At 60.5% G+C, this 19,914-nt stretch carries 23 protein-coding genes; 11 read left to right on the forward strand and 12 right to left on the reverse strand.

Features of this window, described 5'->3' with window-relative positions:
- Positions 1 to 194: 194 nt before the first annotated feature.
- From speE to AWU82_RS05105, 5 genes are all read right to left on the reverse strand, one after another.
- Complete coding sequence (gene speE, locus AWU82_RS05085; protein WP_011333216.1) at positions 195 to 1,070, reverse strand: polyamine aminopropyltransferase; 876 nt, start codon at positions 1,068 to 1,070, stop codon at positions 195 to 197.
- 134 nt (positions 1,071 to 1,204) lie between these two features.
- Complete coding sequence (locus AWU82_RS05090; RefSeq protein WP_007959984.1) at positions 1,205 to 1,396, reverse strand: PLDc N-terminal domain-containing protein; 192 nt, start codon at positions 1,394 to 1,396, stop codon at positions 1,205 to 1,207.
- 71 nt (positions 1,397 to 1,467) lie between these two features.
- Positions 1,468 to 1,998: a hypothetical protein gene (locus AWU82_RS05095; RefSeq protein ID WP_064378725.1), complete on the reverse strand. Its 531-nt coding sequence runs from the start codon at positions 1,996 to 1,998 to the stop codon at positions 1,468 to 1,470.
- A 90-nt stretch (positions 1,999 to 2,088) separates the two neighbouring features.
- On the reverse strand, positions 2,089 to 2,607 hold the full coding sequence (locus AWU82_RS05100; RefSeq protein ID WP_011333214.1) for an ankyrin repeat domain-containing protein: 519 nt from the start codon (positions 2,605 to 2,607) through the stop codon (positions 2,089 to 2,091).
- A 97-nt stretch (positions 2,608 to 2,704) separates the two neighbouring features.
- On the reverse strand, positions 2,705 to 4,543 hold the full coding sequence (locus AWU82_RS05105) for a long-chain-acyl-CoA synthetase (RefSeq protein WP_064378724.1): 1,839 nt from the start codon (positions 4,541 to 4,543) through the stop codon (positions 2,705 to 2,707).
- A gap of 389 nt (positions 4,544 to 4,932) precedes the next feature.
- On the opposite strand from AWU82_RS05105, the gene AWU82_RS05110 reads away from it, so the two are divergent.
- On the forward strand, positions 4,933 to 5,211 hold the full coding sequence (locus AWU82_RS05110; protein ID WP_064378723.1) for a DUF3509 domain-containing protein: 279 nt from the start codon (positions 4,933 to 4,935) through the stop codon (positions 5,209 to 5,211).
- A gap of 78 nt (positions 5,212 to 5,289) precedes the next feature.
- Here the strand turns inward: AWU82_RS05110 and mtnC are convergent, their stop codons facing one another.
- From mtnC to aroC, 5 genes are all read right to left on the reverse strand, one after another.
- Complete coding sequence (gene mtnC / locus AWU82_RS05115) at positions 5,290 to 5,973, reverse strand: acireductone synthase (protein ID WP_064378722.1); 684 nt, start codon at positions 5,971 to 5,973, stop codon at positions 5,290 to 5,292.
- A 4-nt stretch (positions 5,974 to 5,977) separates the two neighbouring features.
- Positions 5,978 to 6,523: a 1,2-dihydroxy-3-keto-5-methylthiopentene dioxygenase gene (locus AWU82_RS05120; protein WP_039770173.1), complete on the reverse strand. Its 546-nt coding sequence runs from the start codon at positions 6,521 to 6,523 to the stop codon at positions 5,978 to 5,980.
- Between the two features lie 91 nt (positions 6,524 to 6,614).
- Entirely contained in the window at positions 6,615 to 7,241 is a 627-nt protein-coding gene (locus AWU82_RS05125) for a methylthioribulose 1-phosphate dehydratase (RefSeq protein WP_064378721.1), read from the reverse strand.
- Positions 7,238 to 8,383 (reverse strand): MFS transporter, encoded by a 1,146-nt coding sequence (locus tag AWU82_RS05130; protein ID WP_064378720.1) that lies wholly within the window; start codon positions 8,381 to 8,383, stop codon positions 7,238 to 7,240. The genes AWU82_RS05125 and AWU82_RS05130 overlap by 4 nt, the downstream gene beginning before the upstream one ends.
- Before the next feature lie 31 nt (positions 8,384 to 8,414).
- Positions 8,415 to 9,506, reverse strand: a complete 1,092-nt coding sequence (gene aroC / locus AWU82_RS05135) for a chorismate synthase (protein WP_064378719.1) — start codon at positions 9,504 to 9,506, stop codon at positions 8,415 to 8,417.
- Positions 9,507 to 9,636: 130 nt separating this feature from the next.
- Between aroC and AWU82_RS05140 the strand changes: the two genes are divergently transcribed.
- Both AWU82_RS05140 and AWU82_RS05145 read left to right on the forward strand, forming a co-directional pair.
- Entirely contained in the window at positions 9,637 to 10,590 is a 954-nt protein-coding gene (locus AWU82_RS05140) for an alpha/beta hydrolase (protein WP_064378718.1), read from the forward strand.
- 362 nt (positions 10,591 to 10,952) lie between these two features.
- Entirely contained in the window at positions 10,953 to 11,744 is a 792-nt protein-coding gene (locus tag AWU82_RS05145) for a hypothetical protein (protein ID WP_064378717.1), read from the forward strand.
- Between the two features lie 138 nt (positions 11,745 to 11,882).
- Here AWU82_RS05145 and prmB read toward each other — a convergent pair whose 3' ends face one another.
- Complete coding sequence (prmB, locus tag AWU82_RS05150; RefSeq protein WP_007960007.1) at positions 11,883 to 12,791, reverse strand: 50S ribosomal protein L3 N(5)-glutamine methyltransferase; 909 nt, start codon at positions 12,789 to 12,791, stop codon at positions 11,883 to 11,885.
- A 239-nt stretch (positions 12,792 to 13,030) separates the two neighbouring features.
- Here prmB and AWU82_RS05155 point away from each other — a divergent pair, with 239 nt between their 5' ends.
- From AWU82_RS05155 to AWU82_RS05175, 5 genes are all read left to right on the forward strand, one after another.
- Complete coding sequence (locus AWU82_RS05155; protein ID WP_011333204.1) at positions 13,031 to 13,621, forward strand: cysteine hydrolase family protein; 591 nt, start codon at positions 13,031 to 13,033, stop codon at positions 13,619 to 13,621.
- Between the two features lie 131 nt (positions 13,622 to 13,752).
- On the forward strand, positions 13,753 to 14,073 hold the full coding sequence (locus tag AWU82_RS05160; RefSeq protein ID WP_007960009.1) for a hypothetical protein: 321 nt from the start codon (positions 13,753 to 13,755) through the stop codon (positions 14,071 to 14,073).
- A 74-nt stretch (positions 14,074 to 14,147) separates the two neighbouring features.
- Positions 14,148 to 14,705 carry a Smr/MutS family protein gene (locus tag AWU82_RS05165; RefSeq protein ID WP_064378716.1) on the forward strand — a complete coding sequence of 186 codons (558 nt, stop codon included), beginning with the start codon at positions 14,148 to 14,150 and terminating at the stop codon, positions 14,703 to 14,705.
- 77 nt (positions 14,706 to 14,782) lie between these two features.
- Entirely contained in the window at positions 14,783 to 15,328 is a 546-nt protein-coding gene (gene folE, locus AWU82_RS05170) for a GTP cyclohydrolase I FolE (protein WP_011333202.1), read from the forward strand.
- Positions 15,329 to 15,429: 101 nt separating this feature from the next.
- On the forward strand, positions 15,430 to 15,801 hold the full coding sequence (locus tag AWU82_RS05175; protein WP_007960011.1) for a glutathione S-transferase N-terminal domain-containing protein: 372 nt from the start codon (positions 15,430 to 15,432) through the stop codon (positions 15,799 to 15,801).
- A 31-nt stretch (positions 15,802 to 15,832) separates the two neighbouring features.
- Here AWU82_RS05175 and AWU82_RS05180 read toward each other — a convergent pair whose 3' ends face one another.
- The gene (locus AWU82_RS05180; protein ID WP_064378715.1) at positions 15,833 to 16,999 is read right to left on the reverse strand and encodes an aminotransferase-like domain-containing protein; all 1,167 of its coding nucleotides are present in this window, start codon (positions 16,997 to 16,999) and stop codon (positions 15,833 to 15,835) included.
- An 82-nt stretch (positions 17,000 to 17,081) separates the two neighbouring features.
- Between AWU82_RS05180 and AWU82_RS05185 the strand changes: the two genes are divergently transcribed.
- The 3 genes from AWU82_RS05185 (at position 17,082) to AWU82_RS05195 (ending at position 19,789) form a co-directional block, all read left to right on the forward strand.
- Positions 17,082 to 17,525 carry a MarR family winged helix-turn-helix transcriptional regulator gene (locus AWU82_RS05185; RefSeq protein WP_064378714.1) on the forward strand — a complete coding sequence of 148 codons (444 nt, stop codon included), beginning with the start codon at positions 17,082 to 17,084 and terminating at the stop codon, positions 17,523 to 17,525.
- 197 nt (positions 17,526 to 17,722) lie between these two features.
- The gene (locus tag AWU82_RS05190; protein WP_011333198.1) at positions 17,723 to 19,072 is read left to right on the forward strand and encodes an NCS2 family permease; all 1,350 of its coding nucleotides are present in this window, start codon (positions 17,723 to 17,725) and stop codon (positions 19,070 to 19,072) included.
- An 87-nt stretch (positions 19,073 to 19,159) separates the two neighbouring features.
- Positions 19,160 to 19,789 (forward strand): LysE family translocator, encoded by a 630-nt coding sequence (locus tag AWU82_RS05195; protein WP_064378713.1) that lies wholly within the window; start codon positions 19,160 to 19,162, stop codon positions 19,787 to 19,789.
- Positions 19,790 to 19,914 lie beyond the last annotated feature (125 nt).

A 19,914-nucleotide genomic window follows, 5' to 3' on the forward strand; every position in this document is an offset into this window, starting at 1 on the left:
CCGCAAATGGGCTTACACCTATCTCGACTTTTGTCAGGATTGATCGTTCAAAAGGTTTACATCCGCCGAACATGAAAAAAACTATCCATGTGGGAGCGGGCTTGCTCACGAAAGCGAACGACCAGTCAACTCTACGTTGAATGATAAGACGCCTTCGCGAGCAAGCCCGCTCCCACAGGGGTTTTACGGTGCTTTTAGTCGTTGCTTGGCTTGTTCACTGCCTGCAGCACGTACTGCGGCAAGGCGAAGGCGCCGATATGGATTTCCGGGTTGTAGTAGCGGGTGACGATGCCGCTGCCGATGAAGCGCTGTTGCAGAACTTCACGGCTCAGCTTGCGGTAGGCCGGGTTGGTCGAGCCCCAGGCAAAGGTCATCGAACCGCCGATGTAGGTTGGGACGGCTGCCTGATAGAAGTGCCAGTCCGGGAACAGGCTGCGCAGGCGGCCGGCGGTGGTTTTCACTTCTTCGATCTGCATGAACGGCGTGCCGTTCTGGGTCACGAGGATGCCGCCCTCGTTCAGGCAGCGGTGGCAGGCCTGGTAGAAGTTTTCCGAGAACAGCACTTCGCCCGGACCGATCGGGTCGGTGGAGTCGGAAATGATCACGTCGAATTTTTCAGTGGTAGTGGCGACGAAACGCATGCCGTCGTCGATCACCAGGTTCAGGCGCGGATCGTCGTAAGCACCGCTGGAGTGGTTCGGCAGAAACTCTTTGCACATGTCGACCACGGTGCCGTCGATCTCGACCATGGTGATGTGCTCGACGCTGGCGTGTTTGGTCACTTCGCGCAGCATGCCGCCGTCGCCGCCGCCAATGATCAGCACGCGTTTGGCGGTGCCGTGGGCGAGGATCGGCACGTGGGTGAGCATTTCGTGGTAGATGAATTCATCGGCTTCGGTGGTCTGGATCACGCCGTCCAGCGCCATCACCCGGCCCATGCGCGGGTTCTGGAAAATCACCAGGTGCTGGTGTTCGGTGCGCACTTCGTGCAGCAGTTTTTCCATGCGAAAACGCTGGCCGTAGCCTTCGTAGAGGGTTTCCAGGTATTCGCTGGTCTTGGTGACGGTCATGGTGAAGTGCTCCGATGAATGCGCGGGCGCCAATCGTCATGTTCGATTGCCCGGGAAAGGCGCGCATTCTACGTTGCCGAAGATGACAGGTCGAACCTCAGTTCATCGGCCCGACCCTATCAGGGTGCGAACGGTCAGATCCGCACATTGCCCCGCGGCCCGGCAATCGCCCAGATGATCAGGCCCAGCACCGGCAGCAGGATGATCAACAGCACCCAGAGGATTTTCATCCCGGTCTCGGCGCCGCTTTTCAGCACATTGATGATCGCCCAGATGTCGAGCGCAAGAATGATCAGGCCGACCAGGCCGTTGAACGTGGAACCCATGGTGTCACTCCAGAATAGTGGCATGCACTTTTAGGATAGACGGTCGCGCTCAGGGTTCCCTTTTATTGCGTTCAGACGTGAACGGCGACCTTCAGCGCTTCCAGCGACGGCGCGGCGGCAATGCCGACTTCGGCGCACAGTTCCAGTACGCGCGGCACGTCGTTGCCGTAGACCAGCACCACTTGCAGCTCGTCGTCGAGCAACTGGCTGAAGTTCATCAGCGTGTAACCACCGTTTTCCTTGTTCAGGCTGCTCATCTGCACCTGGATGCGGTTGAGCGCGGTCAGCGCCTCGGTCTTGGCCAGTTGCTTGGGCTTGAGGTTGAATTCGACGCCCGGGCCGAACGAAGCCACGATCTGTGCGAACAGGTCAGCGTAGGTGTCCGCCTGAAACAGTACGGTCTCGGGCAGGCTGCCGACCACCACCCATTCGCCCAGCGGAATCGGGAAAGTATCGTCGTAGTTGATGTCCGGGTTGGCGGTCAGAAATGCGTCGGCATCGGCGTAAGCCTGCGCCGCTTCGTCAGCGACCTTCAGGATCTCGTCTTCGCCCATGCAGCCGGAGCTGATTTTGCTGATGAGTTCGGCGAGTGCGGCTTTCATGGGGGCGGATCCTGTGGCGAAGGGAATTTTGAGGGCGCGAAGGATAGCGCATTCTCGCCTTCGCCACAGAGCGGGTTCCGGCCAGCGGCCTCAGCCCAGCAGTTTTTCCAGCTGCGCGGTGGTGTCCACGGCGCCCATGGTACGGGCCGCGTCCAGTGCGGTGATGCCATTGGCATCCTTGGCTTTCGGATCGGCGCCCTGGTCGATCAGGTAATCGACGATTTCAACCCGGTTGAACATCGCCGCCATCATCAGCGCCGTGCGGCCATCGAAGGAGGCGCCCTCAATCTGCGCACCGCCCTCGACCAAAGCCTTGACTACGGCCAGATCACCCTTGAACGCCGCGCCGGCAATCGGGCTCTGGCCGTTGCCGTTGCGCTGTTCCGGGTCGGCCTTGTGCTTGAGCAGCACTTGCACCGCGTCCACATGCCCGTAGTAACTGGCGAGCATCAGCAGGGTGTCGCCCTTGCTGTTGGTCAGGTTCACCGGCAGACCGGCAGTGATCAGGCGATCCAGCATCACCGCATCGCCCTCGCGCGCCTTGTTGAATACCTGCTCGGTGAATTCGGCAGCTTCTTCGGGGGTCATCTGGCGGCTTTGGTCGGACATGGGGCAACTCCACTTTCGGTCGTTCGGAAAGCCGACAGTTTCCCGAGCGCGGCGATAGCTGTCATCCCCTTTTTTCCAAGATGACCGATAGCCAATATCAATAGCGATACTTGCCTGCCCGGATGTCGACAAGGATTTCATTCGTCACCTGCACGTAGGTTTCGGTTCCCGGCAGCCAGGCATAAATCGGGTCATCACCTGTCTGGCCGGGGTCGAAACCTTCGTTTTTCAGGCGGGTCTTCTGGTATTTGAAGGTGCCGGTGGTTTCCATTTTCACCTTGACCCGCAGGAACAGCGGCACCGCGTAGGCCGGCAGGCGTTCGCGGGTGAAGGCCAGCAGTTCGGCGAAATCCAGGGTCGCCAAAGACTCGGCCGGGGTGATCGCCGCCATCCCGGCGCGACCGTTGGTGTTGGGGATTTCCACGCCATAGGCTACGGCTTCGGAAATGTGCGGATGTTGGAGCAGCAGGTTCTCGACCTCGGTGGTCGAGACGTTTTCGCCCTTCCAGCGGTAGGTGTCGCCGAGGCGGTCGACAAACTGTGCGTGGCCGAAACCGATGTTGCGCAGAAGATCGCCGGTGTTGAAGAAGCGATCCCCTTTGATGAACACGTCTTGCAGCACGACCTTGGCGGTTTTCTGCGGATCGGTGTAGCCGTCCAGCGGTGCCTTATCGTCGATCCGCGCCAGCAACAGCCCCCGCTCGCCCCGGTCGACCTTGCGCATGAACCCGTCGTCACCGCGAATCGGCTCGCCGCTGTCCTGGTCGTAGGCCACCAACTCCCAGGCCATCAGCGAGAAACCGATGGTGTTGTCGAAATTGAGGATGTTGGTGAAGCCGATATTGCCGTCGCTGGCCGCATACAGCTCGCAGATGTGATCCACGCCGAAACGGGTCTTGAACTCGGCCCACGCGCCGGGCCGCAGGCCGTTGCCGATCATCTTGCGCACGTCGTGACGGCTGTCGTCGGCGCTGAGCGGCTGATCCACCAGATAACGGCACAACTCGCCGACGTAACCGATGGTGGTTGCGCGGTAGCGGCGCACGTCGCTCCAGAACTGGCGGGCGCTGAACTTGCGGCGAATGGCGAAACCCGAGGCGCCATTGACCGCCGAACCCCAGCACACGCAGAGCCCGGTGGCGTGGTACAGCGGCAAGGTGCAATAGACGATGTCGTCGGGGCGCATGTCGAGGGCGATCATGCCGAAGCTCGCCGAACTGCGCATCCAGCGGCCGTGCTTGAACACGCCGGCCTTGGGCAAACCGGTGGTGCCGGAGGTGTAGATATAGAAACAAGGGTCATCGAAAAAAATCTGCCGGCTGCTGGCCGGGTTGTCGCCCGAGGCGTCGGCACTGGCGCTGATCAGGTTGATGTAGCCCTCAGGCGCGATCCCCGGATGGCTGAAGGTGTCCTGATCGGCGACAAACCAGGCGCGGGCTGCCGGGATCGACACTTGCTCGCGTACCGCCGCAAACGCCGGCAGCAACTCCTCACCGACGACAATCGCCGCCGGCTTCACCAGGTTGATGCTGTGGATCAGCGTATCGCGGGTCTGCGAGGTATTGAGCAGCGCGCTGACGGCGCCGATTTTGGCCAGGGCCAGAATCGTCACCAGCAGTTCCGGGCGGTTTTCGATGAACACCGCCACCACATCGCCCTTGCCGATGCCCTGCCCGATCAGATAGTGGGCGATGCGGTTGGCCCACTGGTTGACCTGTGAATAACTCAGCACCACCTCCCCCGACAGCAGCGCGGGGCCTTCGGGATTGCGCAGGGTTGCTTGCTCGAATGTCCAGCCCAGGCCACAGGTTTGGGTCGGATCCGTGACGTTGGCCACCTTCATGCCTCTCACCACCCGCGGGATGGTTTTGGCAATCATCGGCAGTTTGCGGAGCATCATGCCCCAGGTAATCGTGTCGTTCGGCGCGTGGCGCATGGCAGCTCCCGTTCGACCTTGACGCGCAGGCCGGATTTTTATTGTCGGGCAATCGGGTGAGGCAACCGGCGCTTCTCAAGCGAGGGTCGAGGCCGAAAATACGTCAGGGCTTCGCGGGCTGTACACGCGGTTTTTGCAATGTTTTGTATCCGCCCGGCGCTGCAACGGGCAGCGTGATTATCGCCGGGGGTATTGGTTCCATCGGATCGACCATGATCCCGCAAAATGCAGGATGCACGATGGCCATTCATGCAGATTGCACGACGCCCGAAACAGTAAAAATTTATAACTTGTTGATTTATATGGATTTTTAAAAACAAAAATACTGGCACAATCGCTGCAACTCCCTATACATGCTTGCCATTCAAGTGCATACGGAGCTGAAAGACATGAACCTGATCCAAGAGAAATTTGCTTCCCTGTTCTCCAACTTCGCCGTCACCACTCAGCCACGTCCCGATGGCGGTATTCTGCTGACGCTGAAGAGTGCCGACGGCAAAGTATTCAAGCGTGCGCTCACCTATCAGCAATTGCACACCGGCGACCAACTGTCGTGGGCGATCAGCGCGATCCGTCGTGATCTGGCAGAACAAGCCAGCGAGCTGCCGCAGATCGGCATGCTGCAAAGTCAGCAACGTTTTGCCCTGCCGACTTATCACTCGATGTAATTCGAACACCGTATAAACAGACAGGCCGTGGAGCTTTCGCTTCACGGCCTGTTTTTTTTGCGCGTCGATGGAGTGACCTCAGAACGCTTCCGGCTCAATCCCGGTAAAGCTGTCGACGGTCACATGCCCTGCCAGTTCCCCGCCCTCACGGGCCAGCCCGCAGGTTTGCAGGCCGGCGACCTGGGCGGCGTCGAGTTCCTGGACAATGTCGGACAAAAACAGAATTTCCTGCGGCTCCACTCCGATGGCCTGCTGGATATTGCTGTACGACTGCGCTTCGCGCTTCGGCCCAGAGGTAGTGTCGAAATAGCCGCTGAACAGCGGCGTCAGATCCCCTGCTTCCGAGCAGCCGAAAATCAGCTTCTGCGCCTGGATCGAACCGGACGAATACACGAACAGTTGATACCCGGCCTGATGCCAGCGCTGGAGCGCTTCAACGGCGTCCGGGTAAACATGGCCTTTCAACTGGCCGGCCTGATAGCCCTGCTCCCAGACCATGCCCTGCAACGCTTTGAGCGGCGTGGCTTTGCGGTCTTCGGCGATCCACGCCAGCAGAATTTCCACCACCCGCTCGACGTCAGCCTGCGGCTCGTTGCTGTCACGGCGCACGGCGTCCAGCTGCTCGGCAACATCGGCACGGGCGGCGTTCTGGCGAACGAAGTCCGGCAGATGTTTCGCCGCATAGGGAAACAGGACATCGAACACAAAACTCACCGCGCTGGTGGTGCCTTCGATGTCGGTGAGAATGACCTTGATCGACATCGGCTCAGTCCTCCAGACGCGGGAAGCGGCCGGCGATGTCTTCTCCGGTGAAATTGGCAACCCAGCCTTCAGGGTTGTTGAACAGGCGGATCGCCACGAAGTGCGGGTTCTCGCCCATGTCAAACCAGTGTTTGGTGCCGGCCGGCACCGAAATCAGGTCGTTCTTCTCGCACAACACGGCGTAGACGTAATCATCGATGTGCAGGGTAAACAGGCCACGACCGGCGACGAAGAAACGTACTTCGTCTTCGCCATGCCGATGTTCTTCGAGGAACTTGGCGCGCAATTCGGCTTTTTGCGGGTGGTCGCTGTTGAGGCTGATCACATCGACCGTGATGTAGCCGCGCTCGGTCATCAGTTTGTCGATCTGCTCTTTATAAGCACCGATCACTTCTTCCTGGCTGGCGCCGGGCTGGATCTTCGCGGCGGCTTGCCAGCGGTCGAAGCGCACGCCCTGCTCGGCCAGGGTCGAGGCGATGTCTTCGAAATGGGTCAGCACCTTGTTCGGAATTTCGGGGCTGGAAACGTGATAGACGGACAGGCTGCTCATGGGGCATTCCTCGGTATCGGCCTTGCCGTCCGGTTCTTTCAGACCGGTCGGGCACTGCATTCATCAGGCAAATGGGCTGGTTCTGGTGAAGTCAGCCTTGGCGGTTCATGACGCTGCGGGTCTTCAACTCGCATTCAAACAGGAATTCAAAGGCCTCGATCTGGCGCAACGCGTCGCTCATCTGCGCGCCCCAGGTATAGAGGCCGTGACCGCGAATCAGATAACCGACGCAATCGGGATGGGCGTCGAGCCAAGGCTGCACCTTGGCAGCGAGGCGCGCAATATCCTGATCGTTGTCGAAGATCGGCACGCGCACCCGGGATTCGTGGGTCGAGATGCCGCTGAAGGCTTTTTGCAGTTCGTAGTCTTCGAACTCGATGAAGTCTTGCGGCGTCAGGCGCGACAGCACCGTGGCGTTCACCGAGTGGGTGTGCAGCACCGCGCCGATCTCCGGGCGCCAGCTGTAGAGCTGGGTGTGCAGCAGGGTTTCGGCGGACGGCTTTTTGCCGGGCTCCAGGCTGTTGCCGGCCAGATCGGTGGCGAGCACGTCGTCCAGGCCCAACTGGCCCTTGTGCTTGCCGGACACGGTCAGCAACGCTTCGCTCGGCGACAGGCGCGTCGAGTAATTGCTGCTGGTGGCCGGCGACCAGCCGCGACCATAAAGAAAACGCCCGGCGTCGACAATTTGCTGGGCAAGCTGTTCACGGGTAAGGCTCATGGCCTGTCCTCTTGCATTCGAATGGCAATGATAACGGCAGCGGCGAGCGCTGCGAGACTGGCAATACTAAAGGTCAATGTCGCGCCGAGGGCATTCCAGCTGTAGCCGGAATACAAAGCGCCAAGCGCACCACCGGTGCCGGCCAGCGCTGCGTACAACGCCTGGCCCTGCCCTTGCTGGCGCGCGCCGAAGCTACGTTGCACGAACGCGATGGCAGCCGCATGAAAGCTGCCGAACGTCGCCGCGTGCAGCACCTGGGCAAACAATAGGATCCAAAGGAATTCGGCGAACGAACCTAGCAGCAACCAGCGCAACGCCGCCAGCAGAAAACTCGCCATCAGCACGCGGCGCAAAGAAAAACGCGCAAGAATCCGGCTCATGGCCATGAACATCAGCACTTCCGCCACCACGCCGACCGCCCAGAGCATGCCGATCACGCCACGGCTGTAGCCCAGTCGTTCGAGGTGCAGGGTCAAAAACGTGTAATACGGCCCGTGGCTCATCTGCATCAGCGCCACGCAACCGTAGAACGCCAGCACCCCGGGACTGCGCAACTGTTTGAGAAAGCCCTCCCCGGTCGGTCGATTACCCTGAGGCGGTTGCGCGTTCGGCACCCAAAGACTGCTGAGCACGATGCCGGCCATGATCAACACCAGCGCCGCCGGGTAGATGTCGAGGCTGAGCCATTCGAACAGGCGACCGAGGGCGACTACGGTGATGATGAAACCGATCGAGCCCCACAGGCGAATCTGACTGTAGCGGGAGGTCTGGCCCTGCAAATGCGCCAGAGTGATGACTTCGAACTGCGGCAGCACCGCGTGCCAGAAAAACGCGTGCAAGGCCATGACCATCGCCAGCCAGGCGTAGGTCTTGCAGACGAAAATCAATGAGAACGTCAGCAGCGTGCACACCGCGCCGAAGCGCACGATGGCCAGGCGCCTGCCGGTGTAATCGCCGAGCCAACCCCAGATGTTCGGCGCCACGCAGCGCATCAGCATCGGGATTGCTACCAGCTCGCCGATCCGCGCGGCACTGAAACCGAGGTGATCGAAGTACAGCGCCAGAAACGGCGCCGTCGAACCGAGCAAGGCGAAATAGAACAGATAGAAACTGGACAGCCGCCAGTACGGGAGCGCCGCCACGGTCAGACCGCGGCGGCTTTGAGATCACCCATCAAAGCTGACCCAGCACCGGGGTGCTCACGCGCACATCGGCGTTCTGGCCACGGTGGCGCAGCAGGTGATCCATCAACACGATGGCCATCATCGCCTCGGCAATCGGCGTGGCGCGGATACCGACACATGGGTCGTGACGGCCCTTGGTAATGACATCGACCGGGTTACCATCGATGTCGATCGAACGGCCCGGGGTGGTGATGCTCGAAGTCGGCTTCAAGGCCAGGTGCGCGACGATCGGCTGCCCCGAAGAGATTCCGCCAAGGATGCCGCCCGCGTTGTTGCTGAGGAAACCTTCCGGGGTCAGCTCGTCACGGTGTTCGGTGCCGCGCTGCGCGACGCAGGCAAAACCGGCGCCGATTTCCACACCTTTGACCGCGTTGATGCTCATCAGCGCATGGGCCAGTTCGGCATCGAGACGGTCGAAGATCGGCTCGCCCAGGCCCGGCATCACGCCTTCGGCAACCACGGTGATCTTCGCCCCGACGGAATCCTGATCGCGGCGCAGTTGGTCCATATAGGCTTCCAGCTCCGGCACTTTGTCCGGGTCCGGGCTGAAGAAGGCATTCTGCTCGACCGAGTCCCAGGTCTTGAACGGGATTTCGATCGGGCCGAGCTGGCTCATGTAGCCGCGAATGACGATGCCCTGGCTGGCCAGGTACTTCTTGGCGATGGCACCGGCCGCGACGCGCATGGCGGTTTCCCGCGCCGAGCTGCGACCGCCGCCGCGATAATCGCGCTCGCCGTACTTGTGGTGGTAGGTGTAGTCAGCGTGGGCCGGGCGGAACAGGTCCTTGATCGCCGAGTAGTCCTTGGACTTCTGGTCGGTGTTGCGAATCAGCAGGCCAATGGAGCAGCCAGTGGTGCGGCCCTCGAACACGCCGGAGAGAATTTCGACTTCGTCGGCTTCCTGCCGCTGGGTGGTGTGGCGGCTGGTTCCCGGTTTGCGACGGTCGAGATCGCGTTGCAGGTCCTCAAGGGAAATCTCCAGGCCCGGCGGGCAGCCGTCGACAATGGCGACCAACGCCGGACCATGGCTTTCGCCAGCGGTGGTGACAGTGAACAGCTTGCCGTAGGTATTGCCGGACATGCAGGACGCTCCGTGAAATCGAACCCAAATTCGTGATGCGCGCCAGTATACGCAGGCTAACCGAGTAGTTCATCCTCGAACCTTAGCGGTGCGGGTGAGTCCAACCGGCATCTTGGCAAATGATGGCGTGATGATGCTGCGAGTTTTGATCTTGAGCCTTTCCCTGTTTACCGGCTTCGTCCAGGCGACTGTCCTGCAACGACCGGTCACGTTGACTACCGACAACGGCGAACTTTTCGGCTCGCTGTTGCTGCCCAAATCCGACAACCCCGTGCCGGTTGTCCTGATCCTTTCCGGCTCGGGTCCTACCGATCGTGACGGAAACAACCCCGACGGCGGACGCAATGACAGCCTCAAGCGCCTGGCCTGGGTGCTGGCCAAACACAACGTCGCCAGTGTGCGTTTCGACAAGCGCGGGGTGGCGGCCAGCCTGGCGGCAACTCCGGACGAGCGAAACCTGTCGGTGGAAGCCTACGTGGCGGACGCGGTGGCCTGGGGTCAGAAGCTGAAAGCCGATCCGCGCTTCGGCCCGTTGATCCTGCTCGGCCACAGTGAAGGCGCGCTGATTGCCAGCCTTGCGGCGCCAAAAGTCGACGCCGCGGCGGTCATCTCGCTTTCCGGCACGGCCCGGCCGATCGATCAGGTGCTGCGCCGGCAACTGGCCCGCAGCCTCCCTCCCCCGTTGATGCTGCGCAGCAACGAACTGCTCGACAGCCTCAAGGCCGGGCATACCGACGACAATGTGCCAGCCCCGTTGCAGGTGATTTTCCGTCCGAGTGTGCAGCCGTACCTGATTTCGCTGTTCCGTCAGGATCCGGCAGCGGCCTTCGCTCAACTGAAAATGCCAGCGTTGATCGTGCAAGGCAGCAACGACATCCAGGTCCAGGTCGATGATGCGAAATTGCTCAAGGCTGCCAAACCGGACGCAGAGCTGGCGCTGATCGAGGGTATGAACCACGTGTTGCGCATCGTGCCCAACGACGTGAAGCGGCAACTGGCCTCCTACAAGGACCCGAATTTGCCGCTGGCGGTGGAACTGGGAACACGCGTTCTTGAATTTATTGACGGACTTCGCACCCGTTAAACGCTAGGGGGCGTTCTCAGCTAGTTTTCACGCCGCGCCGGGTCTGCTGTTGTGCAGGGCAAGGCGCGAGAAGCGTGGTTTGGTCATTCCAAATAAGCTTCGAGCAACGCAGCCCTGCACAACAGCAGGCCCGGCCCTTCGGGTTGTGCCTTAAAGCGGGCCAGCCTGCGTTGCAGGCCTTGGAAAGGGAACAACCATTTCCAGTGGCCTACGCCTTGCCTGGCCCGCTTTAAGGCGACAACGCGGCGTAAAAACTAGCTGAGAACGCCCCCATACCCTCTAGGACTTTAGAAAACGGCCGATAAGCCTTTGTCGCCAGCGTACTGGCTGGCGGCAAGCAGCTTGGACAGGATCTCGCCGTTATGACCGAAACCCAGACTTCACCCGACACCACCGCTGAAAAAGACGCACCGCCAGCGGTCGAGCTGCCTTGGGCGGATGTCCACGTCGAGCACCACAAGATGCTCCGCCTGGCGCCGTTGCAGACCGACCGCAACACCGGCGGGCGGCCACTGCGCTTCGTTGAATTCGGTTACGCGGAACGCAACGGCAAAGAACACAGCCTGATGCGCATGGCGATCAAGTTGCCTGCTCAGCGCGTGCGTAAAGAACAGAATCAACTGGATATATGGGTCGACCACACCACCAAACGCGTGCATTTCGGCCCGGACAGCGGTTTGCAGATCGAACCGCTGAACCGTGGCATCGGCCGTTTCATGGCTGCCCAAGGCATCAACTGGGCAAAAAAGCGCTGGCCCACCTACACCGTCGACGGCATGGACTTGAACAACAAGGACGCGCTGAACGAAGACACTCGCCTGCGCCGCGATCACTTTCTGCGGGTGCATGGCTTTGATGTGGTTTACGCCGATGCCCAGCATTTGAAGGGCAGCGTCAAGGAAGTGAAGGTCGGCGACCTGCTGGGGGACTGGAACAGCGAAAAGCTGCAGATCGTCGAAATTCTTGAAGCTGCGCAGATGTTGCAGCAGGCCGAGCAGAACCTGGCCGAGCAGGAAGTGAAGCTGAAGAAGCAGGAAGACAAGGTCAGCAAGTTCAAGCGCGAAGACGCCGGGCTGCGTTTCACCATTACCTGTCTGGTGGCGTTTGCGGTGTTTCAGGCCGGGTTGCTGATCTGGATTGCAACCCACCGGTAAAGACTTCAGACCGAGGCGCCCCCATCGCGGGCAAGCCACGCTCCCACAGGTTTTGTGTCGTATCCGGGTGTTGCGGTACACACGGAAACTGTGGGAGCGGGCTTGCCCCGGACGGCGTTCCGACGATGCTTTTGAGGGTCAGACGCGGGAAGCGAACAGTGCCTGATGGGCGCGGCACTGTTCGGCGGTCAGCATGAACACACCGTGCCCGCCGCGCTCGAACTCCAGCCACGCGAAGTCGACCTCCGGGTACAGCGCTTCGACGTGGACCTGGCTGTTGCCCACCTCGACAATCAGCAAACCCTTCTCGGTCAGATGATCCGCCGCTTCGGCGAGCATCCGGCGTACCAGGTTCAAACCATCGTCGCCACAGGCCAGGCCCAGTTCCGGCTCGTGCTGGTATTCGTCCGGCATGTCGGCGAAATCTTCCGCATCGACGTAGGGCGGGTTCGACACGATCAGGTCGAAACGTTGACCCGGCAGACCATCGAAACCATCGCCCTGCACCGTGAACACCCGCTCATCGACGCCATGACGCTCGATGTTCTGGTTTGCCACTTCCAGCGCTTCGAACGACAGATCCGCCAGCACCACTTCGGCGTTCTGGAACTCGTAGGCACACGCGATGCCGATGCAGCCGGAGCCGGTGCACAGGTCGAGAATCCGCGCCGGTTCGTCACCGATCCATGGAGCAAAACGGTTTTCGATCAACTCGCCAATCGGCGAACGCGGGATCAGCACACGCTCATCGACGATGAACGACATGCCGCAGAACCAGGCTTCGCCCAGCAGGTAAGCGGTTGGAATACGTTCTTCGATGCGGCGCTTGAGCAGGCGCTGAAGGTTGACCAGCTCGTCGTCTTCCAGTGCACAATCCAGATAGCTGTCGGCGATTTCCCATGGCAGGTGCAAGGCACCGAGCACTAGCTGCCGGGCTTCGTCCCAGGCATTGTCGGTGCCATGGCCGAAAAACAGATCCTCCCCATGGAAGCGGCTGACGGCCCAACGGATGTGGTCGCGCAGGGTACGAAGTCGGGAAGTGATCACGGGGCAGAACTCCAGAAAAAACGACTGGCGATTCTAGCAGCCAAAACGCGCCGCGACGACGCAGGAAAGATTCCTGTGCGACGGTAGGACTCTTCCGATTTTCCCCTCAGCTATTGAACAGATCGTGTAACTTGACAAGGCTGCAGGCCAGCAACGACGGTGCCTACGATGGTAGCGATTCACAGAACCGCTCAGCCAGAGGACAATGTCGCAAAAGCCCCACCCGAAGGAGCCCCAGAATGTCCGTTCCAAAAACGATGTTTCAACTCAGCGGTCGCGGTTACGCAGCGGCCACGTTGAGCCATGCCACCGTGGTCATCATCGATGCCCAGAAAGAGTACCTCAGCGGCCCGCTGGCCCTGAGCGGCATGGACGCGGCTGTCGCGAACATCAAACAACTGGTTGCCGCCGCCCGCGCAGCCGGTCGGCCGATCGTGCACGTGCGTCACCTCGGCACCGTCGGCGGTCTGTTCGACCCGCAGGGCGAACGCGGCGAGTTCATCCCCGGTCTGGAACCCCAGGGCGATGAAACCATCATCGGCAAGTTGCTGCCGAGCGCCTTTCACGGCACCGAACTCTATGATCGTCTGCAAACCATCGGCTCGCTGGACCTGATCGTCTGCGGCTTCATGAGTCACTCCAGCGTCAGCACGACTGTGCGCGCGGCGAAAAACCTGGGCTTCCGCTGCACCCTCGTCGAAGACGCCTGCGCCACCCGCGATCTGCCGTTCAAGGGCCGCGTGCTCAGCGCCGAACAGGTGCAGGAAGCGGAAATGGCAATCATGGCCGACAACTTCGCCACCCTCGCCCTGACCCAGGATCTGATCTGATCGACCGTAAATGAGCGGCTCTGCCCGCCGCTCATCTGCAAAAACCTCGCATTTGCTTCAATTACCCTAGCCTCAGGAACAACCCGGTCAACTCCCGGTCGAAGGGCCGATACCCATTGAGGAAGGTCGGAATGAAGTTATCCGATGGATTTGACGCACGCCGCTTGCGGCCCAAAGGCCAAAGCAACTGGCGATTTCGATTCGGCGCGGCGATCGCTGCCATTCTGGCGACGTTCGGCGTGCTGCTGGCGATGGCCGGGGCCGCCAGCCTGCTGGGGCGCCCACCGGCGCTCGGCGATCTGAACGCAACACCGCTCGGCTCGGCGATCATTCTCGCGGTCGGCCTGCTGTTCCTGTATTTCGGCGTGGCCCTGTGGCGTCGTTGCCGGCGTCGCGCACGGCAATCGCGAGAATTGAACATGTCCCCGCACCTGATGAAAAAACACGATTGAATTGAGGGCCTGGCTTTTTGCCGGGCCGTTTTTTGTCCGTTTGGGTAAACTGGCCGCCCTTCGCGGAGGCTGACATGCAAGACGACGATTTTTCCCTGTTCAAAAGTGCGATTCAAGGCGTCAAGCCGATCAAGCACGACCGCGCCGACACCGGCAAACCCAAGACTGACCGTGACCGGATCGCCAAGCTGCGCCAGTCCGCCACCGTGCGCACCGACACCACCACCGTTGATGGCCTGTCCGATCAGTTCGTGATCGACGTCGGTCCCGAAGACGAGTTGATGTGGGCCCGCGACGGGGTGCAGGAAAGCCAGATGCGCAAGCTCAAGATCGGGCAGATCCCGTTCGAAGGCAGCCTCGACCTGCACGGCATGAGCGTAGAAAAAGCCCGCGAAATTCTTTGGGCGTTTCTCGCCGAAGCCACCAGATTCGAAATCCGCTGCGTACGCGTCACCCACGGCAAGGCCGTGCGTCTGGACGGCAAGCGGCCGATGATCAAAAGCCACGTCAACACCTGGCTGCGCCAGCATGCGCAAGTGCTCGGTTTCTGCTCGTGCCAGGCGAAACATGGCGGCGCCGGCGCGGTTTACGTGATGCTGAAACGCACCATGATGGAAGGCCGCGACGAATAAACCCGTCACACCGAACTTGCAGGGTCGTGTCCGCCACCGTACCCTTGCCCTTTGCGAAAATCCCCACAGGTAGTTTCATGTCCCTGGAACAGAATTACACCGCGATTCTCGGCCAACTGGGCGAGGACGTCTCCCGCGAGGGCCTGCTCGACACGCCAAAGCGTGCCGCCAAAGCCATGCAGTACCTCTGCCGCGGTTATCAACAGACGCTCGAAGAGGTCACCAACGGTGCCCTGTTCAGCTCCGACAACAGCGAAATGGTGCTGGTCAAGGACATCGAGCTCTACTCGTTGTGCGAACACCACCTGCTGCCGTTCATCGGCAAGGCCCACGTCGCGTACATCCCGAGCGGCAAAGTGCTGGGCCTGTCGAAGGTCGCGCGGATCGTCGACATGTACGCCCGCCGCCTGCAGATCCAGGAAAACCTCAGCCGCCAGATCGCCGATGCGGTCCAGCAGGTCACCGGCGCGCTGGGCGTGGCCGTGGTGATCGAGGCCAAGCACATGTGCATGATGATGCGCGGTGTGGAGAAGCAGAACTCGTCGATGATCACTTCGGTGATGCTCGGTGAGTTCCGTGAAAACGCGGCGACCCGCAGCGAGTTTCTCAGCCTGATCAAGTAATGCGTGACAAAAAAAACCGGCGTTGATCGCCGGTTTTTTTTCGTCCGTGAAAAATCGGGTAAGCTGCGTGCCTTCTTCAATGTCCCTGTGAGGCTTGTAACGTGTTCGTCAAAGCGCTTCGTGTCGGCCTCGGCCAACTGATCATCTTCGTTGACTTTCTGACCCGCCCGGGCAAGAAACAGCGCCCCGCCGCTGCCCAGGCCCAGGTTGATGCCGCCGCCAAGGACCTGACCCTGTATCAGTTCCACGCCTGCCCGTTCTGCGTGAAGACCCGCCGCAGCCTGCGTCGCCTGAACGTTCCGGTGGCCCTGAAGGATGCGAAGAACAACGAGCAGGATCGTCAGACCCTGCTGGAACAGGGCGGCAAGATCAAGGTGCCGTGCCTGCGCATCGAAGAGAACGGCCAGACCACCTGGATGTATGAGTCCAACACCATCATCGAGTATCTGAACAAGCGGTTCGCCGCAGTCTGATCCAAAAAAACCGGCCTGATGGCCGGTTTTTTCATGCAGCCTGCGCGGCCTGTGCCTGGCGCACCACCGCCGCCAGACGCTTGAGCCCTTCATCGAGTCGTGCCGGATCGATGTGGCTGAAGTTCAGGCGAAGATGACCGGGATTGCGATCCGGCTCGGGGAAGAATGGTTCGCCCGGCATGAACGCCACATCGTTGGCCAGCGCGGTGTTCAGCAAGGTGCGGGTGTCCAGCGGTTGCTTCAGGGTCAGCCAGAAAAACAGCCCGCCCTGCGGCGTGTTCCAGTCCGCCAGATCGGCGAAATGGGTTTCCAGCGCCGCTTGAAAGGCGTCGCGGCGCTGACGGTAGAAGCCGCGCAATTCGCTCAAGTGCTGTTGATATTTCTCACTGCCAATCCACTGCAATGCCTGCCACTGACCGATGCGGTTGGTGTGCAGATCCGCCGACTGCTTGAGCTTGAGCAGATGCGGGAAAAGGTCCGGGCTGGCAATCAGGTAGCCGACGCGCAGTCCCGGCAACAGGGTTTTCGACACGGTGCCGGTGTAGATCCAGCTGGATTTCTTCAGGCGTCCGGCAATCGGTCGGGCGCTGCCGCCGTCGAAGGTCAGTTCGCGATAGGGTTCGTCTTCGATCAGGGTCACGCCGAATTCGTCGAGCATTGCAGCAACGGCCTCGCGCTTGGCCTCGCTGTAGCGCACGGCGGATGGATTCTGGAAGGTCGGGATCAGATAGATGAACGCCGGGCGGTGCTGTTCGAGACGCTGACGTAATTGCGCGAGGTTCGGACCGTCAGCCTCCAGCGGCACGGTCAGGCAATCGGCGCCGAACAGCTGGAAGATCTGCAGGGCCGCCAGATAAGTCGGCGCTTCAAGCAGGATTTCGGTGCCCTTGTCGATGTACAGCTTGGCCGCCAGATCCAGGGTTTGCTGGGAACCACTGACCACCAGCACCTGGCTCGCCTCACACGGCAAACCCAGCGCCCTCGCCTCTGCTGCCAGCGCTTCGCGCAATGCCGGCTCGCCTTCGCTCATGCCGTACTGGCCGAGAGACAGTGGCATGTCGGCCCATTCAACCTTCGGCAGCATGGCTTCAGCCGGCAAACCGCCAGCAAACGACATCACTTCCGGGCGCTGGGCCGCGGCAAGGATTTCACGGATCAGAGAACTTTTGAGGCGCGAGACACGTTCGGAAAAAGCCATGGAGGTCACCGCTAGCGAGGCATGGGAAAAATGAGTCAAACTTGTTGACTGAAATTACGACACCTCAACCGGAAACGTCAACATGCTTGACCTTAAAAACTGCGCCAGCCAACAACAGGCCATGGAAGCCTTCTTCTTCGGTTATCAGGCGTTCACCGCCAAGGCCGACGAAATGCTCGAGCGTCGTGGCCTGTCCCGCGTGCATCAACGCATTGTGTTTTTCATAGCTCGCTATCCGAACCTGAGCGTCAAGGAGTTGCTCGCGCTGCTCGGCGTCAGCAAGCAGGCGCTGAACATGCCGTTGCGGCAATTGCAGGAAATGCACTTGGTGGACAGCGTGGCGTCCGAGACCGACAAGCGTAAACGCCTGCTGGAGCTGACCGTTGAAGGCGCAAAATTTGAACAGGCGCTGCGCCGGGAACAGGTGAAATTGCTTGAACGCGTCTTTGCCGAAGCCGGCGAAACGGCGGTCGACGGCTGGCTGGCGGTGAATCTGGCGTTGGGAACCAATCGCCCGAACGAGTGATATAGCTCGATCACCTGTCTTTTCGTCTACAAAACCAAAAACAATATTTGCTTTATTTGTACACAAAAGCATAATCCACAGCGTGCGAGTTCCTGACCGCATGGTCAACAAATTCGCGTATGCCTCAAAGGACCGCTGCCACCCCCTCATGGGTCCGGTCCTGGAAATAACAATAAAACTCTTGAGGAGTACTCGCTGTGGAAAGCCGCAAATCCGAAGCATCGACGCTGGAACTCTCGCCGCCCTTACGCACGGGCCTGCTTGAGCGCATCTTCAAACTCAGCTTGCATGGCACCACGGTGAAGACCGAGCTGATTGCCGGTCTGACAACCTTCATCACCATGGCCTACATCATTTTCGTCAACCCGAACATCATGGCCGATGCCGGGATCGATCACGGTGCAGCCTTCGTCGCCACCTGTATCGCCGCCGCGCTGGGCTGCCTGCTGATGGGCCTCTACGCCAACTGGCCGGTGGGCCTGGCGCCGGGCATGGGCCTCAACGCGTTCTTCACCTACACCGTCGTCGGCACTATGGGCTACAACTGGGAAACGGCCCTCGGTGCGGTGTTCGTCTCGGGCGTGCTGTTCATGATCCTGACCTTTTCGCGGATTCGCGAATGGCTGCTCAACAGCATTCCGGTCAGCCTGCGCTATGCGATGGGCGCCGGCGTGGGCCTGTTCCTCGGGCTGATCGGCCTGAAAACCGCCGGCATCGTCGTCGATAGCCCGGCCACCCTGATCAAGCTCGGCTCGCTGCGTGAACCCGGCCCGCTGCTTGCAGCCATCTGCTTCCTGATGATCGCGATCCTCAGTTATCACAAAGTGTTCGGCGCAATCCTCATCAGCATCATCACCGTGACCCTGGCAGGCTGGGGCCTGGGCATCGTGCACTATGAAGGGATAATGTCCACCCCGCCGAGCCTGGCGCCGACCTTCATGGCCATGAATGTCGCCGGCGTGTTCAACGTCAGCATGATCAGCGTGGTACTGGCTTTCCTGTTCGTACACATGTTCGACACCGCCGGCACCTTGATGGGCGTCGCACAGCGCGCCAATCTGGTGAACCCTGACGGCCGTATCGAAAACCTGTCCCGCGCCATGAAAGCAGACAGCGCCTCCAGCGTATTCGGCGCGGTCGTCGGCGTTCCGCCCGTCACCAGCTACGTGGAAAGTGCCGCTGGCGTAGCCGCTGGTGGTCGGACTGGTCTTACCGCAGTCACCGTGGGTGTGCTATTTATAGCCGCGATGTTCTTTGCACCGCTGGCCGGCATGATTCCCGCCTATGCCACCGCTGGCGCGCTGATTTACGTAGCGATGCTGATGATGGGCGGCATGGCACACATCGAATGGGACGAAGCGACCGACAGCATTCCGGCGATCGTCACCGCGATCATGATGCCGCTGACCTTCTCGGTCGCCGACGGTATCGCGCTGGGCTTCATTACCTATGTCGCGCTGAAGGCCGGCACCGGTAAATACAAAGAGATTTCCGTCAGCCTGTGGGTGCTCTGCGCGATCTTTATCGCCAAGTTCATCTTCCTGTAAGCGCTGCGCGGTTCACGCTTCAAAACAGCCTCACCCCATCGGGTGGGGCTTTTGCACATTCTTGATAACGATAAAAAGGAGCAAGTGATGAGTCTGGAAACCTGGCTGCTGTTCAGTGGCGCTGCGCTGGTGGTGATCCTGATTCCGGGGCCGCTATCGTTGCTGATGATCAGCAACAGTCTGAACTACGGTCTGCGTCGTTCGTACCCGGCGTTTCTTGGCGGCGTGTTCGCCTCGATCTGCCTGCTCAGCGCCTCGGCGCTGGGGTTGGGCGCCCTGTTGCTGGCGTCCGAGAAACTGTTCAGTGCCCTGAAAATCATCGGTGCGATCTACCTGTTCTACCTCGCCTGGCAGAGCTGGCAACAATCGCGCCAGCCGTCGGTGGGTGCCGAAGTGCCTCAGGCTGCACCGGTTCCGAAGTTCCGCGCATTGTTCAGCCGGGCCTTCGTGCTGGGCGCGAGCAATCCGAAAGACATTTTGTTTTTCGCCGCGTTTCTGCCGCAGTTCCTCAGCGCTGAACAACCGTTCCTGCCGCAGCTGCTGGTGATGATCGCCACCTGGACGCTACTCGACCTGTTGTGCAAGTTGACCTACGGCCTCGGAGCCCATGGCGCGGCGCGTTATCTGCGCAGCGGCAAGGGGCAGAGCTGGTTCAACCGCATCAGCGCCGGACTCTTCGGGGGGGCTGGTGCAGCTTCACTGCTGAGCAGCCACTGATCCGCGATCAGACTGACCGCCATTTCCGGGTGAAGTGGCGGTAGTTGTTCACCTGGAAACGTCCGGCATCAACTGCGTCACCGGATAGACATATGTACCGCACGGCAACGTGCAGGCCTGAGGAT

It is taken from the genome of Pseudomonas glycinae, assembly GCF_001594225.2.
Lineage (GTDB): Bacteria > Pseudomonadota > Gammaproteobacteria > Pseudomonadales > Pseudomonadaceae > Aquipseudomonas > Aquipseudomonas glycinae.